This window comes from Pseudomonas sp. UYIF39 (assembly GCF_029963765.1).
Taxonomy (GTDB): Bacteria; Pseudomonadota; Gammaproteobacteria; order Pseudomonadales; family Pseudomonadaceae; genus Aquipseudomonas.
This window is the reverse complement of the sequence record NZ_JALBYU010000009.1, coordinates 211,775-225,436: the sequence shown is the minus strand read 5'-3', so window position 1 is coordinate 225,436 and position 13,662 is coordinate 211,775. Positions and strand designations below refer to the sequence as shown.

Sequence of the window (13,662 nt, the reverse complement as noted above, 5' to 3'; positions counted from 1 at the left end):
CCTTTGCGGGTAGCTGCCAACAATAGTCTTCACGCTGCCTATGAACAATCCACCCGTGCTTATCGGGGCCTCTGCTTGAGTAATCGCTCCTCAAGCACCGCCCATTCCCGATCCAGTTCTGTGCGAAGTTCCTCCTCGCTCGGCAGTACCAGTCTGTAGGTACTGGCGAACAGTTGTTCGTTGCCTTGCAGCACTGAATAGCGCACCACCGATTCATCTTTTTGCGCGCAGAGTATGAGGCCGACGGTGGGACGATCCTCCGGTCCGCGCTTGAGGTCGTCGTACATGCGTACGTACATGTCCATCTGGCCGACATCCTGGTGGGTCAGTACGCCGCGCTTGAGGTCGAAGATGACGAAGCACTTGAGCAGGTAGTTGTAGAACACCAGATCGATGTAGAAGTCTTTGCTCTCTGTACTGATGCGTTGCTGGCGAGCGATGAAGGCGAAACCTTTGCCCAGTTCGAGCAGAAAAGCCTGAAGCTGATTGATCAGTGCCTGTTCGAGATCGCTTTCTTGGACTAAGCCCGCATTGGGCAACCCAAGAAACTCCAGAATCACCGGATCCCTGATGAAATCCCGAGGGTGTAAGTCCGTTTTCTGGATGTTGGTGGCAGCTTCCTGCTTGACGGCGCAACGGTCGCGGCTTGCCAGCAGGCGTTCGTAGTAGAGCGTATTGATCTGGCGTTCCAGTGCGCGACTTGACCAGTTCTGCATGGCTGATTCGTTCATGTACCAATGGCGAGCGTGGTCGTTATCGACGCGCAGCAGTCTGCGATAGTGGGTCCAGCTCAATTCGTGACGCAGTGCGTCACGAATTGGGAATGCTTGATAGAACAGGCGCATGTAGCGAAGGTTGGAGATGTCAAAGCCCTTGCCAAACTCTGCTGTCAGACTTTTCGCCAGCGTCGACAGCAACTGCTTGCCATAACCCGCTCGCCGGGCCCCTTCCTGCTCAAGCTCCACAATATGCCGTCCGATCTGCCAACAGGTTTGCACTTGGACGGTATCGACCGCACGTAGCACCTTCTGCCGCGCCTGACGTATCAATTCGCCAAGATTGCCAAGCAGTGAGGTGAGTTGTGGGTCTTGGGTGTTATCGGGTTTGAGTGCGCTCATGAAGTCTTCCGCGGCTGGATGAAGGCAGAAGAGGATTGCAGGGGGAGGTTGGTCAGCGATGCCGGGCGGGGCTGGTAATTCGGAAGGAAAGTCCGACTGGTTTTGCGGGATCACGCCGACGGCAATTCGCGCTTGAGGAATACAACGTGTAGTCCGATTCGCAGTGAACCCAAGTACTAATCAATCTAAAACTTGGCTATTCAGCAGGAAATCTAACAGGAGTACAGATTGGGTTCTGCGGAGCCCGGGAGTCGCCCTCATGAAGTACGTCCATTCACTTCTGTTGCCTATCGCCGCTGTTGGCGTATTGATGTTTCCCGTCATGCTGAACGCTGCCAGTCTCGAGCCCATCGACAGCTCAGGTGTACAAGTCCAGCCGCAACAGCAAAGCGGGATTAGTTACCTGTCCGGGGGGATTGGCGAGGATGAGTCGAAGGCCATCGAGCAAGCCAAGGGCTACAACCTGCACATGACATTCTCCATCGGGCCGGAGAGCAAGTACGTTCCAGATGTTGATGTGGTTGTGCAGAAAACCCCGGGGCAGACCGTGCTGACGCTCAGCCAGGCTGGCCCGTTGGTTTACGTTCAGCTGCCTGCTGGCAAGTACACCGTTGTCGCGACCCGCAATGGTGTGGAGCGACGTGAAACAACCGATGTCGGGAGCGGCACTGCTCGCAATCTGGTTTTCCATTGGAATGGCGATGAGTAGCCGGGAAGGGACACGCGCATCACAGATCGGATGCTGAAAACCGGGCGTAATCAAATCCCAGACATAAAAAAACCCTGAATCTTGCGATTCAGGGTTTTCGGTATTTGGTGCCCAGAGACGGAATCGAACCGCCGACACGGGGATTTTCAATCCCCTGCTCTACCGACTGAGCTATCTGGGCAACGGGGCGCATTAAACTGGTTTTTCAGGGGGTCGTCAAGAAAGTTTTCAAAAAAATTTTAATTATTACCGTCGCTTACGTTCCGACCCTCGAAAAAGCGGGATTATTCAGCCGGCGGAACGTAGCCGTCAGCCTTGGCGTATTCCTCGCCGGAAAAGAACTTGTCCATCTCGCCTTGAAGATATTTGCGGTCTTCGGCGTTCATCATGTTCAGGCGTTTTTCGTTGATCAGCAGGGTCTGGTGTTTCTGCCAGTCGGCCCAGGCCTTGGCCGAGACGTGGTCAAAAATGTCCTGACCTTTGGCGCCCGGGAATGGAGCGCGCTCCAGGGCGGGCAGTTCTTCTTTGTACTTGCGGCACATGATGGTGCGGGTCATGACAACTCTCCTGCGTTCAATACGGCGGCCGCGCGTTCGAGCAAGGTTTTGACCGGGGCGGCAAGGCCCAGGCGCGGCGGGGTGGCGAGGTTATACCAGAGCCAGTCGGCCTCGGCCACGTGATGGCCGGCCTCCTGGACCTGAACCAGCCAGGGTTCGATGGACAACTGAAAATGACTGAAGGTGTGTACCAGGCTCGGCAGCGCCTGTTGGCTGCCAAGCTCCAGCGAATGCTGCGAGGCCAGATGTTGCAGGTCGTCGAGGTCGTCGAGTTCCGGCAGGCTCCATAGACCGCCCCACAAGCCCGTGGAAGGGCGACGGTAAAGCAGAATCGCGCCTTCGCCGTTGGCGAGCATCGGCATCAGCGTACGCTTCTGTGGCACGGCTTTGCGCGGCTTGGGGATCGGGTAGCGTGTCTCCAGGCCGAGCATGTGCGCTTCGCAGCCCTTTTCGAGCGGACAGAGCAGGCAGCTCGGCTTGCTACGGGTGCAAAGCGTGGCGCCCAGATCCATCATTGCCTGGGTGTAGGCGTTGACCCGATCATGCGGCGTAAAGCGCTCTGCGTTCGCCCACAGCTGTTTGGCGACCTTTGGCTCGCCCGGATAGCCCTCTTGCGCAGTAAAGCGCGCCAGCACCCGTTTGACGTTGCCGTCGAGGATCGGCGCCCGCAGGCCCATGCTCAGGCTGGCGATGGCGCCGGCCGTGGACAGGCCGATACCCGGCAGCTCCGTGAGTTTTTCCACATCCCGCGGAAACTCGCCGCCGTACTCGGCGACAACAATCTTCGCGGTCTTCTGCAAATTGCGCGCACGAGTGTAGTAACCGAGGCCGGTCCACAGGTGCAGGACTTCGTCTTCCGGCGCAGCGGCCAGGGCTTCGACCGTCGGCAACGAGGCCATGAAGCGGTCGAAGTAGTTCAGCACCGTGCTGACCTGGGTCTGCTGCAACATGATTTCCGAGACCCACACCCGATACGGGGTGATGCCCTGTTGCCAGGGCAAATCGTGACGGCCGTGGCGGTCGTACCAGTCCAGCACCGCCGATGAAAACTGCTCGGCTCTCATCGCTTGAACAGCCCCTTCAACGCATTTTTCAGTTCAGGGCTGACTTTGTCGCCAAGCTTCTCGTCGATTTTTTCACTGATTTTATCGCCAGCCAGTTTGCTCGCGACCTGGCCCATGCGTTCGTTATCGAGGCGGCAAGCCTTGGCGCCCAGTTCCAGCGGGCCACGGCAGCGCAGCGGCCACTCGATGCCGACGAACTTCTCGCCGACCTGGCACGCCGGGTCCGGCATGTCGCTCTTGTCGCCTTCGACGATAATGCCCACGCGGTAGTCCATGCCCAGCACTCGCAGATCGACATCGCCGTCGCCCTTGACGGTCATGCCCGGGATGCGCACTTTCAGGTCCGGGTTGCTGGCCACGCCGTTACGGAAGGTCAGGTTGCCCTTGAGCTCCTGGAACGGTGTGTCCTTGCCCCGTGGCTCACCACTGAGGGATTTACGGTTCAGGGTGGCGATGCCTTTGCACAGCTGTTGTTCCAGGTTGGCATTGAGCAGCACGCCGTTGTTGATGACGAAACTGGCATTGCCGTTGAGGGTTTCGATCAGCGCTTTCTGGCTGTTGCCGCTGCCGGTCAGGTTGCTGTTGAGTGTCACCAGACCTTTGACCGGCGGATTTTTACCCTGGCTTTCGAGGATTTTTTCCACCGGTACTTTGCTGATGCTTGTCTGCATGTTCAGCGCCGGCACCTGTTGGCGCACGTCGAGCGTACCTTTGGCGTCGAAGTTGCCGTCGTACAGGTCGCCGCGAAGGCTTTCCAGTGTCAGCAGACCGCCCTGGCCTGTGGCCTTGAGCGCAGCGTTCTGGATCGGCAATTTATCGAGGGTCAACTGGCCGAAGGTCAGGTCAGCGTCCACGTCGAGTTTGCTCAGGCGCTCCACCGGCAGCAGCCGCTCGTTGCTCCACGCGTCTTTGGTCGGCGCTTGCGGCAGCGGTGTGCTGCCCGCGCCGGCCATGGCATCGGCTTCGGTGCTGGCGACTTCGGCTTGACGCACTTGTGTCGCGCTATTGGCTTCGGAGGATTTTGGTGGCAGATAACGGTCGACGTTGAAGGTGTCGGCCTTGAGAGTCGCCCGCAGCGATTGCTTGCCGAAGTCCTCGACGGCGATGCGACCGCTGAAGGTGCTGTCGTCGACTTTCAGGTTGATGTTGTCCAGGATCACGCTGGTCGGCGTGCCGGCAAGGCGGCTGACCAGTTCGACTTTGCTCAGGCTGCCTTCAGCCATCGCCGGAAGCGTCTGGCCGATGCTGTCGACGAATTTCGCCAGATCGAATTGGGCGATCGACAGGCCGCCGCTGATTTGCGGGGTTTTGTCGAGGTCGTTGACCTTCAGTTCACCCAATGCGCGCAGTTGGTTGGCAGAGATCTTGATGCCGGTCCATTCGGCGACGTTCGCCGCTTTATCCAGCAGCAACTGCCCCTGGGCGGCGAAGGTCATGGTTTTGCCTTGCAGCGGATCGCCGGCCACTTCGCCAGAGAGTTTCATGTCTTCGAATTTGTAGCGCTGTAGTGCGCGCTCGAAACGCAGCTCGCCGTTGAGCTCGGTACGGACACGCAAGACCGGCTGGTTGGTGCCCAGGAACGCGGTGAGTTTGACCGGGATGTTCGTGGAGTCATGCACCGGGCCGGTACTCAGCTGGATGCTTTCGGCGCTGAATTGCTTGCCGGTTTTTTCGTCGCTGTATTCAACGCGGGCGTTGTTGACGGTCAGACTGTCGATGTCCAGGCGCATCGGCTGGGCCGGTTTTTCCGCTTGGGCGGTGGTCTCGGTCGTTGGTTCGCCAGTGGTCGCGGGCGGTGTGGCCGGCGCCGGTACCTTGCCGATGTCTTGCCAGTTGCCGTGGCCGTCCTTGTCGCGGGTCAGGCGCAAGTTCAGGCCTTCGACGCGTACATCGCTCATCTGCACTTCACGGCGCAGCAGCGGCAGCACGCGGACCGACAGGCCCAGCATCTGCAAGTCAGCGAACGGCTCCGTGGGCTTAGCCAGGGTCGCGACGCTGGCTTCGTGCAATTCCAGGCCCAGCCACGGGAACAGGCTCCAACCGATATCGCCATTGAGCGTCAGCTCGATGTGGGCCTTGTCGCGGGCTATCTGGCGAATCTCGTCTTTATAGTCGTTGGGATCAAAGAGGTGGGTCAGGGCAAAGCCCAGCGCCACAATGATCAGCAACAGCCCGAGAAGTACCAGACCCAGGATTTTGCCGAACGCTTTCATGGGCGAGTCCTTGTAGTTAGTCGAATTCGAAATTTAGCCGGGGAGTATAGCGCTCCGCAGCGGACGACCGGTCAGCGATCACGTTGGCATTACATCCAACGGGATTTTCAGTTTGGCCGCCAGCGCTTGCGCCTCCAGATGCCCGGCAGGCGCCAGCAGGCGCAATGTCGCGCCCGATTGCGACGCCATTTTCTGGGCTTCGTTCACCAGGCGCTCAGCCACGCCACGACGACGGGTAATTTTTCGTACGCAGAGTTGAGACAGGTGCCAGACATCCTGGTGCCGTTGCAGGCGTGCCGCACCTAACAATCGATCGTTGAAGCGGCCCGCGATCAGCGAGCCGTCCAGCAGGCAGCCTTCGATCAGCTGAAAATCTCCGGCAAACGGGGCAAACAGCCAGTCCGGAGCATCGCGGTAGATCTTCTGCAAATCCTGCTGATCCTGATAAGTGGCTTCGTTTAGCGGCTCGACAATGATCGGCATGAGGGCTCCTTCAGTGGTACGAGAACTGATGACACATAAAAGGTGATATCACTTTGGTTTTTCTGTCACGTGCAGATGGTAACCTCTGCCGGTTCGTCCGTCCTTCTGTGACGTGATGTCGCACCAAAATGAAGCTTCACCTCAAAAACAGTCATGCGTGCGCATAAAGGCTGGGGGTGAAGAATGGCTGGCGAACCCTACTAATAATTGGGGGATACACAATGACCACGAGCATCACGGCGGACGGCCTCAAAGCCGGCCAGCCTGCGTTCCTGTCCAAGGAGCGCATCATCGCCAAGCCCGGTTTCAATCGTTGGCTGGTACCACCGGCCGCCCTGGCCATTCACCTTTGCATCGGCATGGCCTACGGCTTCTCGGTGTTCTGGTTGCCACTGTCCAAAGCACTGGGCGTGACCAAGGCAGTGACCTGCGCGCCGGACGTGAGCTTCATCTCGCAAGTCTTCTCGTCCCAATGTGACTGGCCGATCTCTATGCTCGGCTGGATCTACACCCTGTTCTTCATCTTCCTTGGTTGCTCGGCCGCCATCTGGGGCGGCTGGCTCGAACACGCCGGGCCACGCAAGGCAGGCGTTGTATCGGCACTGTGCTGGTGTGGCGGTCTGCTGATTTCAGCGCTGGGGGTCTATACCCACCAGATATGGCTGATGTGGATCGGCTCCGGGGTCATTGGCGGTATCGGCCTGGGCCTGGGTTACATCTCGCCGGTCTCGACCTTGATCAAGTGGTTCCCGGACAAGCGCGGCATGGCAACCGGCATGGCGATCATGGGTTTCGGCGGTGGCGCGATGGTCGGTGCTCCGCTGGCCGCAGCCTTGATGGGCCACTTCGCTTCGCCAACCAGCGTCGGCGTATGGCAGAGCTTCCTGGTGATGGCCGCGATCTACTTTGTGTTCATGATCGGTGGTGCACTGTCCTACCGCGTTCCGCCAACCGGCTGGAAGCCTGAAGGCTGGACCGCTCCGGCGAAGAAAGCTTCCAACGCGATGATCACCCACCGTCACGTCCACGTGAACGTGGCCTGGAAAACCCCGCAATTCCGTCTGGTGTGGCTGGTGCTGTGCCTGAACGTTTCGGCGGGTATCGGCATCCTCGGCATGGCTTCGCCGCTGTTGCAGGAAGTGTTTGCCGGCAAGTTGCTGGGTAACGGCCTGACTTTCGGTCAGCTCGATGCTTCGCAACTGGCTTCGATCGCTGCGATTGCTGCCGGTTTTACCGGTTTGCTGAGCCTGTTCAATATCGGTGGCCGCTTCTTCTGGGCCTCATTTTCGGATTACCTGGGCCGCAAAAACACTTATTTCGTGTTCTTCGCATTGGGTTTTGCGCTGTACGCGCTGATCCCGAACCTCGGTCATCTGGGCAACGTTGCGCTGTTCGTGGCGGCGTTCTGCATCATCCTGTCGATGTACGGTGGTGGCTTTGCGACGGTGCCGGCTTACCTGGCGGATCTGTTCGGTACGCAAATGGTCGGCGCGATCCACGGTCGTCTGCTGACGGCGTGGGCGGCGGCGGGCGTGTTGGGGCCGGTGTTGGTGAACTACCTGCGTGAGTATCAGCTGAGCATCGGCGTTGAACGCGCCGCGGCTTACGACATCACCCTGTACATCCTCGCGGGCCTGCTGGTGCTGGGTTTCATCTGCAACCTGCTGGTGCGTCCGGTGGCTGACAAGTACTTCATGACCGACGCTGAACTGGCGGCCGAACAGGCGCTGGGCCACGACAAAGGTGCTGATAGCAGCACCTCGCTGGAGTGGAAAGCGGCGCCGGGCACCAAGCCGCTGGCGGTTGCTGCGTGGCTGGTGGTGGGTATTCCGTTGGCGTGGGGTGTTTGGGTGACCCTGCAGAAGACTGCGGTCCTCTTCCACTAAGTAAACGCAGTACCCCTGTAGGAGTGAGCCTGCTCGCGATAGCGGTCTGACAGTCGACAGAAATGTTGAATGTGAGGCCCCCATCGCGAGCAGGCTCACTCCTACAGTTGGTTTTGGGGTGTCCAAAATGAGTTGTATGGACATGTCTATCCCCGACAACACGGGATTCAGTCCGTCAGTGATATCACCTCCCGTGTTTCTGTTTCCGGCCCGCGCCCCTATAATGGCTGCCTTTTTCGCCCAATGATTTTGCGGAGCTGGTGATGGCCGAACGTAAGGCGTCAGTCGAGCGCGACACTCTGGAAACCCAGATCAAAGCCTCGATCAACCTGGATGGCACCGGAAAGGCCCGATTTGATATCGGTGTTCCTTTTCTTGAGCACATGCTGGACCAGATCGCCCGTCACGGGCTGATCGACCTGGATATTGTCAGCAAGGGCGACCTGCATATCGACGACCACCACACGGTGGAAGACGTCGGTATCACCCTGGGTCAGGCCTTCGCCAAAGCCATCGGCGACAAGAAAGGCATCCGTCGCTACGGCCACGCCTATGTGCCGCTCGATGAAGCGCTGTCGCGCGTGGTGATCGACTTCTCCGGCCGTCCGGGCCTGCAGATGCATGTTCCTTATACCCGCGCCACCGTCGGCGGTTTCGACGTTGACCTGTTCCAGGAATTCTTCCAGGGCTTCGTCAACCATGCGCTGGTCAGCCTGCACATCGACAACCTGCGTGGCACCAACACCCACCACCAGATCGAAACGGTGTTCAAGGCATTCGGCCGCGCCCTGCGCATGGCCGTAGAGCTGGATGACCGCATGGCCGGTCAGATGCCGTCGACCAAAGGCGTTCTGTAATGCAGACGGTCGCGGTTATCGATTACGGCATGGGCAACCTGCACTCGGTGGCCAAGGCCCTCGAGCACGTTGGTGCCGGCAAGGTCTTGATCACCAGCGATGCTGATGTGATTCGCGAAGCCGACCGGGTGGTATTTCCCGGCGTCGGCGCGATTCGCGATTGCATGGCGGAGATCCGTCGCCTGGGCTTTGATTCGCTGGTGCGTGAAGTCAGCCAGGACCGCCCGTTCCTCGGCATCTGCGTGGGCATGCAAGCCTTGCTCGACAGCAGTGAAGAGAACGAGGGCGTGGACTGCATCGGCCTGTTTCCGGGCGCGGTGAAGTTCTTCGGCAAAGACCTGCACGAAGACGGCGAACACCTGAAAGTCCCGCACATGGGCTGGAACGAAGTGAAGCAGACGGTGAGTCACCCGCTGTGGCACAACATTCCGGACCTGGCGCGATTCTACTTCGTGCATAGCTACTACATCGCTGCCGGCAACCCGCGGCAAGTGGTGGGTGGCGGTCACTATGGTGTCGATTTCGCCGCTGCGCTGGCCGATGGCTCGCGTTTCGCTGTGCAGTTCCACCCGGAGAAGAGCCATACCCATGGCCTGCAATTGCTGCAGAACTTCGCCGCGTGGGATGGTCGCTGGTAAATGGCTGTCAAGAAAAAGCCGCCGATCCTGACCCTCACTCCTGAGCAGGAGAACGAGGCCAATCACAAGATCAAACGCTTCATGGAAGATCGCTTCGAGCTGGACCTGGGTTCGTTCGAGGCGGCTGAAATCCTGGAGCTGTTTACCCGCGAAATTGCTCCGCACTATTACAACAGGGCGATTTTCGATGTGCAGACGCACCTCAAAGAGAGGTTCGAAAGCATCGAAAGCGACCTGTGGGCGCTCGAGAAAAACTGATTTCCGAGCGAAGCTGAATACTCGAATTTGAAGGTTTGCCAGATGCTGATTATTCCCGCTATCGATCTCAAAGACGGTGCCTGTGTTCGTCTGCGCCAGGGCCGCATGGAAGATTCCACGGTGTTCTCCGATGACCCGGTGAGCATGGCTGCCAAGTGGGTGGAGGGCGGTTGCCGTCGTCTGCATCTGGTCGACCTGAACGGCGCCTTCGAAGGCCAGCCGGTCAACGGCGAGGTGGTCACCGCCATTGCCAAGCGCTACCCGAACCTGCCGATTCAGATCGGCGGCGGTATTCGCTCCCTGGAAACCATCGAACACTACGTAAAAGCGGGCGTGAGCTACGTGATCATCGGCACCAAAGCCGTGAAAGATCCGGCTTTCGTTGCTGAAGCCTGCCGTGCGTTCCCGGGCAAAGTGATCGTCGGTCTGGATGCCAAAGACGGTTTCGTTGCGACCGACGGCTGGGCTGAAATCAGCACCATTCAGGTCATCGACCTGGCCAAGCAATTCGAAGCCGACGGCGTATCCGCGATCGTTTATACCGACATCGCCAAAGACGGCATGATGCAGGGCTGCAACGTTTCGTACACCGCCGCCCTGGCCGCTGCGACGAAGATTCCGGTGATCGCTTCCGGCGGTATCCACAATCTGGGTGACATCAAGTCGCTGCTCGACGCCAAGGCGCCAGGCATCATCGGCGCCATCACCGGCCGGGCGATTTACGAAGGCACCCTCGATGTCGCTGAAGCGCAAGCTTTCTGCGATTCGTACAAAGGCTGAGGACTGACCATGGCGCTGGCCAAACGCATCATCCCTTGCCTGGACGTGGATAACGGCCGGGTGGTCAAGGGCGTCAAGTTCGAGAACATCCGTGATGCCGGCGACCCGGTGGAAATCGCCCGTCGCTACGACGAGCAAGGTGCCGACGAGATTACCTTTCTCGACATCACCGCCAGCGTCGACGGTCGCGACACCACGCTGCATACCGTCGAACGCATGGCCAGCCAGGTGTTCATCCCGCTGACCGTGGGTGGCGGTGTGCGTACCGTGCAGGACATTCGCAATCTGCTCAATGCTGGCGCGGACAAGGTTTCGATCAACACTGCTGCGGTATTCAATCCTGAGTTTGTTGGTGAAGCGGCTCAGCATTTCGGTTCGCAGTGCATCGTCGTTGCTATCGACGCCAAGAAGGTTTCCGGCCCGGGCGAGACCCCACGCTGGGAAATCTTCACCCACGGCGGTCGCAAGCCAACCGGTCTCGACGCCGTCGAGTGGGCGAAGAAGATGGAAGGCCTGGGTGCCGGTGAAATCCTGCTGACCAGCATGGATCAGGACGGCATGAAAAACGGCTTCGATCTGGGCGTTACCCGCGCGATCAGCGATGCATTGGGTATTCCGGTGATTGCTTCTGGCGGCGTCGGCAACCTGCAGCACTTGGCTGACGGCATTCTGGAAGGCCACGCCAGTGCAGTGTTGGCGGCGAGTATTTTCCACTTTGGCGAATACACCGTGCAGGAAGCCAAGGCCTACATGGCTCATCGCGGCATCGTGATGCGCTAAACAACCGATACAGGCCAGTGGACATCATGGCGGGCTCAGGGCACTCTTGGGTACGCCATGGATCTAGGTAGCCAGACATGCTTAAACGCCTTCTTCTTGTCCTCGCCAGCGCTTCTCTATTGCTCATCAATGGAGCGCATGCCGCAGAAAATCCCGACACCGGTCTGGTGCTGCTGACTGAAAATTTCCCCCCGTACAACATGGCGAAGAACGGCAAGAACTTCGCTCTGGACGAGAACATCAATGGCGTCGCGGTGGACATCGTCCGCGAGATGTTCAAACGCGCCGAAGTCACCTACAGCCTGACGTTGCGTTTCCCTTGGGAGCGAATCTACAAGCTCGCCCTTGAGAAGCCCGGTTACGGCGTATTTGTGATGGCGCGGTTGCCGGATCGCGAGAACCTGTTCAAGTGGGTTGGCCCGATCGGCCCGGACGACTGGATCATGCTGGCGAAGGCTGACAGCAAGATCAGCCTTGAGTCGCTGGAGCAGGCGCGCAAATACAAGATCGGCGCCTACAAGGGCGATGCAATTGCCGAGACATTGGCCAAACAGGGGCTCAAGCCCATCGTGGTGCTGCGCGATCAGGACAACGCGAAGAAACTGGTCAATGGCCAGATCGACCTTTGGGCGACGGGTGATCCTGCCGGCCGTTACCTCGCTCGGCAGGATGGTGTAACTGGCCTCAAGACCGTCCTGCGTTTCAACAGTGCCCAACTTTATCTGGCACTGAACAAAGACGTGTCCGACGAAATCGTCGCCAAGCTTCAGGCCGCGCTGGATCAGTTGCGCAAGGAAGGCGTGGTGGACGACATCATGGCGCGGTATCTCTAGGGCTGTCCAATCAGGTCGGTGCGTATCGATGACGGATGTCCGGAACGATTGCGAACGTAACTGCACAGCATGACCGGCAATTGTTCTTCGGCGAAGGTGATGCTCTCGGGAACAGGCTTGTAGCGAGGGTCGTCAATGTCGCCACAGTGCTGACCGTCAGCGGGAGCTGAGTAGAAGAAATTGTGGATGAATTCCGCATGCAAGAGTTCCCAGGTGACACGGTAATCAGGGCTGATGCTGGGCATCGGCTCGGCGGAGGTCAAATACACCGCGTGGGTAAAAGCATTTTTCAGCGATGACTGGGTGAGTGGTTGCTCCTGCGAGGCGGCACCGATGATGCATAGCGCATGGGTACCGGGTTGAGGGCCTATATCGTTGTTGATGTAGGCATCTTCGGAGTGAATGGCGTCGCTGTAGTTGCGACGTGTTTGACAGTCTCTGGCATTGCGCACGGCTTTATAGCGATAGAACGGATCGTCAAGCGAAAACCTGAAATTCCACGTTGGTAGCGTAATTTGCCCAGCAGTGTTTTTTTGTGTGTGCACATAAGGCTTGATGTTCCAAGGCTGCGTAACCGTAAGATTCACAGGCTTGAGTGAACAGTCCGGCGCATTGACATCGAAAACACCCTCGATAAAGCACTGATGCAGGAAGTTGGCCGGGTAGCTGTAATTAACGGTGGCCGCCTGACAGGCTGCCGTTGTGCAATCAGGCGATGCCTCCTTTTTTAACCTGGCTGCAACTTTGCTGACGATGCCGGTGATTTCATTGGTCTGGCGATCAAGCATCGGGCTTCCAGAGCTACCACCACGCAAATCGCAGAGGTTTTTCATGGCCTGCGAAAATACGCCTGGATGATCAATGAAGGTTCCGGCCGTTTCTTCTGAGCAGGCGCTCAAGCGTAACCCTTTCTCTAGATAGCCCGCAGGTGCACCAAGGTTGAGTACGTTATGGGCTTCGAGGCTCTGATGGCTAGCGAGTTTGAGTGGGTTGATACCCTTTTTGATAAGGGTTTCCAGCGAAGTCCCAACCTCGACTATCGCCAGGTCGGTGCCCACCATGCTGGTCCAGCGAGCAATTCGAACCGGATAGGTAATGTGATGCTTGGGCGTGTCATGGAAGTAGTTGAAGGTGATATTCGCTTCGATGGGTTCGTCCGTTCGGGCGGTACCGTACGCAAAGACAACGCAGTGGCCGGCGGTAATCAGATAGGCCGGCCCCACCGCTTTGCCTTGTCTGTTTCTGGTATCAAGAAGAGCGGCGGTGCAGGACGCGCCGGTGCTGAGGGCAAGGCGTCCGATGCCGCTCCAGATTACGTATTGGTTGTTACTGTTTTGAAGGGCTTTTGAACCTGAGTTGTTGACAGTGCCTTCTCCCAGGTCTCGTGCGTGTGCAGAGGGGCTCGCGGCCAAGAGGCAGGCAAGTCCCCAGGCGGACAGATGATTAATGCATTTCATGGCCATTCCTTGGGTGATGAAATTCAGAG

The 13,662-nt window shown here is 58.4% G+C and carries 14 protein-coding genes and 1 tRNA gene; 8 read left to right on the top strand and 7 right to left on the bottom strand.

Annotated features, from left to right (window positions below; all coding sequences use genetic code 11):
* Nucleotides 1-59: 59 nt before the first annotated feature.
* On the bottom strand, nucleotides 60-1,118 hold the full coding sequence (locus MO767_RS15030) for a PDDEXK nuclease domain-containing protein (protein ID WP_282481135.1): 1,059 nt from the start codon (nucleotides 1,116-1,118) through the stop codon (nucleotides 60-62).
* A gap of 259 nt (nucleotides 1,119-1,377) precedes the next feature.
* Between MO767_RS15030 and MO767_RS15025 the strand changes: the two genes are divergently transcribed.
* Nucleotides 1,378-1,827, top strand: coding sequence for a carboxypeptidase regulatory-like domain-containing protein (locus MO767_RS15025; protein WP_282481134.1), 450 nt, complete (start codon nucleotides 1,378-1,380; stop codon nucleotides 1,825-1,827).
* Nucleotides 1,828-1,932: 105 nt separating this feature from the next.
* Here MO767_RS15025 and MO767_RS15020 read toward each other — a convergent pair.
* From MO767_RS15020 to MO767_RS15000, 5 genes are all read right to left on the bottom strand, one after another.
* A tRNA-Phe gene (locus tag MO767_RS15020) sits at nucleotides 1,933-2,008 on the bottom strand.
* A 103-nt stretch (nucleotides 2,009-2,111) separates the two neighbouring features.
* A complete protein-coding gene (locus MO767_RS15015) occupies nucleotides 2,112-2,384 on the bottom strand; it encodes an oxidative damage protection protein (RefSeq protein ID WP_008149405.1) in 273 nt (90 codons plus the stop codon).
* Complete coding sequence (gene mutY / locus MO767_RS15010) at nucleotides 2,381-3,448, bottom strand: A/G-specific adenine glycosylase (protein WP_282481133.1); 1,068 nt, start codon at nucleotides 3,446-3,448, stop codon at nucleotides 2,381-2,383. The genes MO767_RS15015 and mutY overlap by 4 nt, the downstream gene beginning before the upstream one ends.
* Nucleotides 3,445-5,661 (bottom strand): AsmA family protein, encoded by a 2,217-nt coding sequence (locus MO767_RS15005; protein ID WP_282481132.1) that lies wholly within the window; start codon nucleotides 5,659-5,661, stop codon nucleotides 3,445-3,447. Before MO767_RS15005 ends, mutY begins: the two co-directional genes overlap by 4 nt.
* 78 nt (nucleotides 5,662-5,739) lie before the next feature.
* On the bottom strand, nucleotides 5,740-6,144 hold the full coding sequence (locus MO767_RS15000; protein WP_282481131.1) for an acetyl-CoA sensor PanZ family protein: 405 nt from the start codon (nucleotides 6,142-6,144) through the stop codon (nucleotides 5,740-5,742).
* 221 nt (nucleotides 6,145-6,365) lie between these two features.
* Here MO767_RS15000 and MO767_RS14995 point away from each other — a divergent pair, with 221 nt between their 5' ends.
* From MO767_RS14995 to MO767_RS14965, 7 genes are all read left to right on the top strand, one after another.
* Nucleotides 6,366-8,030 (top strand): OFA family MFS transporter, encoded by a 1,665-nt coding sequence (locus tag MO767_RS14995; protein ID WP_282481130.1) that lies wholly within the window; start codon nucleotides 6,366-6,368, stop codon nucleotides 8,028-8,030.
* Between the two features lie 263 nt (nucleotides 8,031-8,293).
* Entirely contained in the window at nucleotides 8,294-8,887 is a 594-nt protein-coding gene (gene hisB / locus MO767_RS14990; RefSeq protein ID WP_003218037.1) for an imidazoleglycerol-phosphate dehydratase HisB, read from the top strand.
* Nucleotides 8,887-9,525 (top strand): imidazole glycerol phosphate synthase subunit HisH, encoded by a 639-nt coding sequence (gene hisH / locus MO767_RS14985; protein WP_282481129.1) that lies wholly within the window; start codon nucleotides 8,887-8,889, stop codon nucleotides 9,523-9,525. Before hisB ends, hisH begins: the two co-directional genes overlap by 1 nt.
* Complete coding sequence (locus MO767_RS14980) at nucleotides 9,526-9,783, top strand: DUF2164 domain-containing protein (RefSeq protein ID WP_008024930.1); 258 nt, start codon at nucleotides 9,526-9,528, stop codon at nucleotides 9,781-9,783.
* Nucleotides 9,784-9,825: 42 nt separating this feature from the next.
* Nucleotides 9,826-10,563, top strand: coding sequence for a 1-(5-phosphoribosyl)-5-[(5-phosphoribosylamino)methylideneamino]imidazole-4-carboxamide isomerase (hisA, locus tag MO767_RS14975; protein ID WP_007897434.1), 738 nt, complete (start codon nucleotides 9,826-9,828; stop codon nucleotides 10,561-10,563).
* Nucleotides 10,564-10,572: 9 nt separating this feature from the next.
* On the top strand, nucleotides 10,573-11,343 hold the full coding sequence (hisF, locus tag MO767_RS14970; RefSeq protein WP_007897430.1) for an imidazole glycerol phosphate synthase subunit HisF: 771 nt from the start codon (nucleotides 10,573-10,575) through the stop codon (nucleotides 11,341-11,343).
* A 77-nt stretch (nucleotides 11,344-11,420) separates the two neighbouring features.
* Nucleotides 11,421-12,176, top strand: a complete 756-nt coding sequence (locus MO767_RS14965) for an ABC transporter substrate-binding protein (protein WP_282481128.1) — start codon at nucleotides 11,421-11,423, stop codon at nucleotides 12,174-12,176.
* Here MO767_RS14965 and MO767_RS14960 read toward each other — a convergent pair.
* Nucleotides 12,173-13,633, bottom strand: coding sequence for a serine protease (locus MO767_RS14960; protein ID WP_282481127.1), 1,461 nt, complete (start codon nucleotides 13,631-13,633; stop codon nucleotides 12,173-12,175). The genes MO767_RS14965 and MO767_RS14960 overlap by 4 nt on opposite strands.
* Nucleotides 13,634-13,662: the final 29 nt, after the last annotated feature.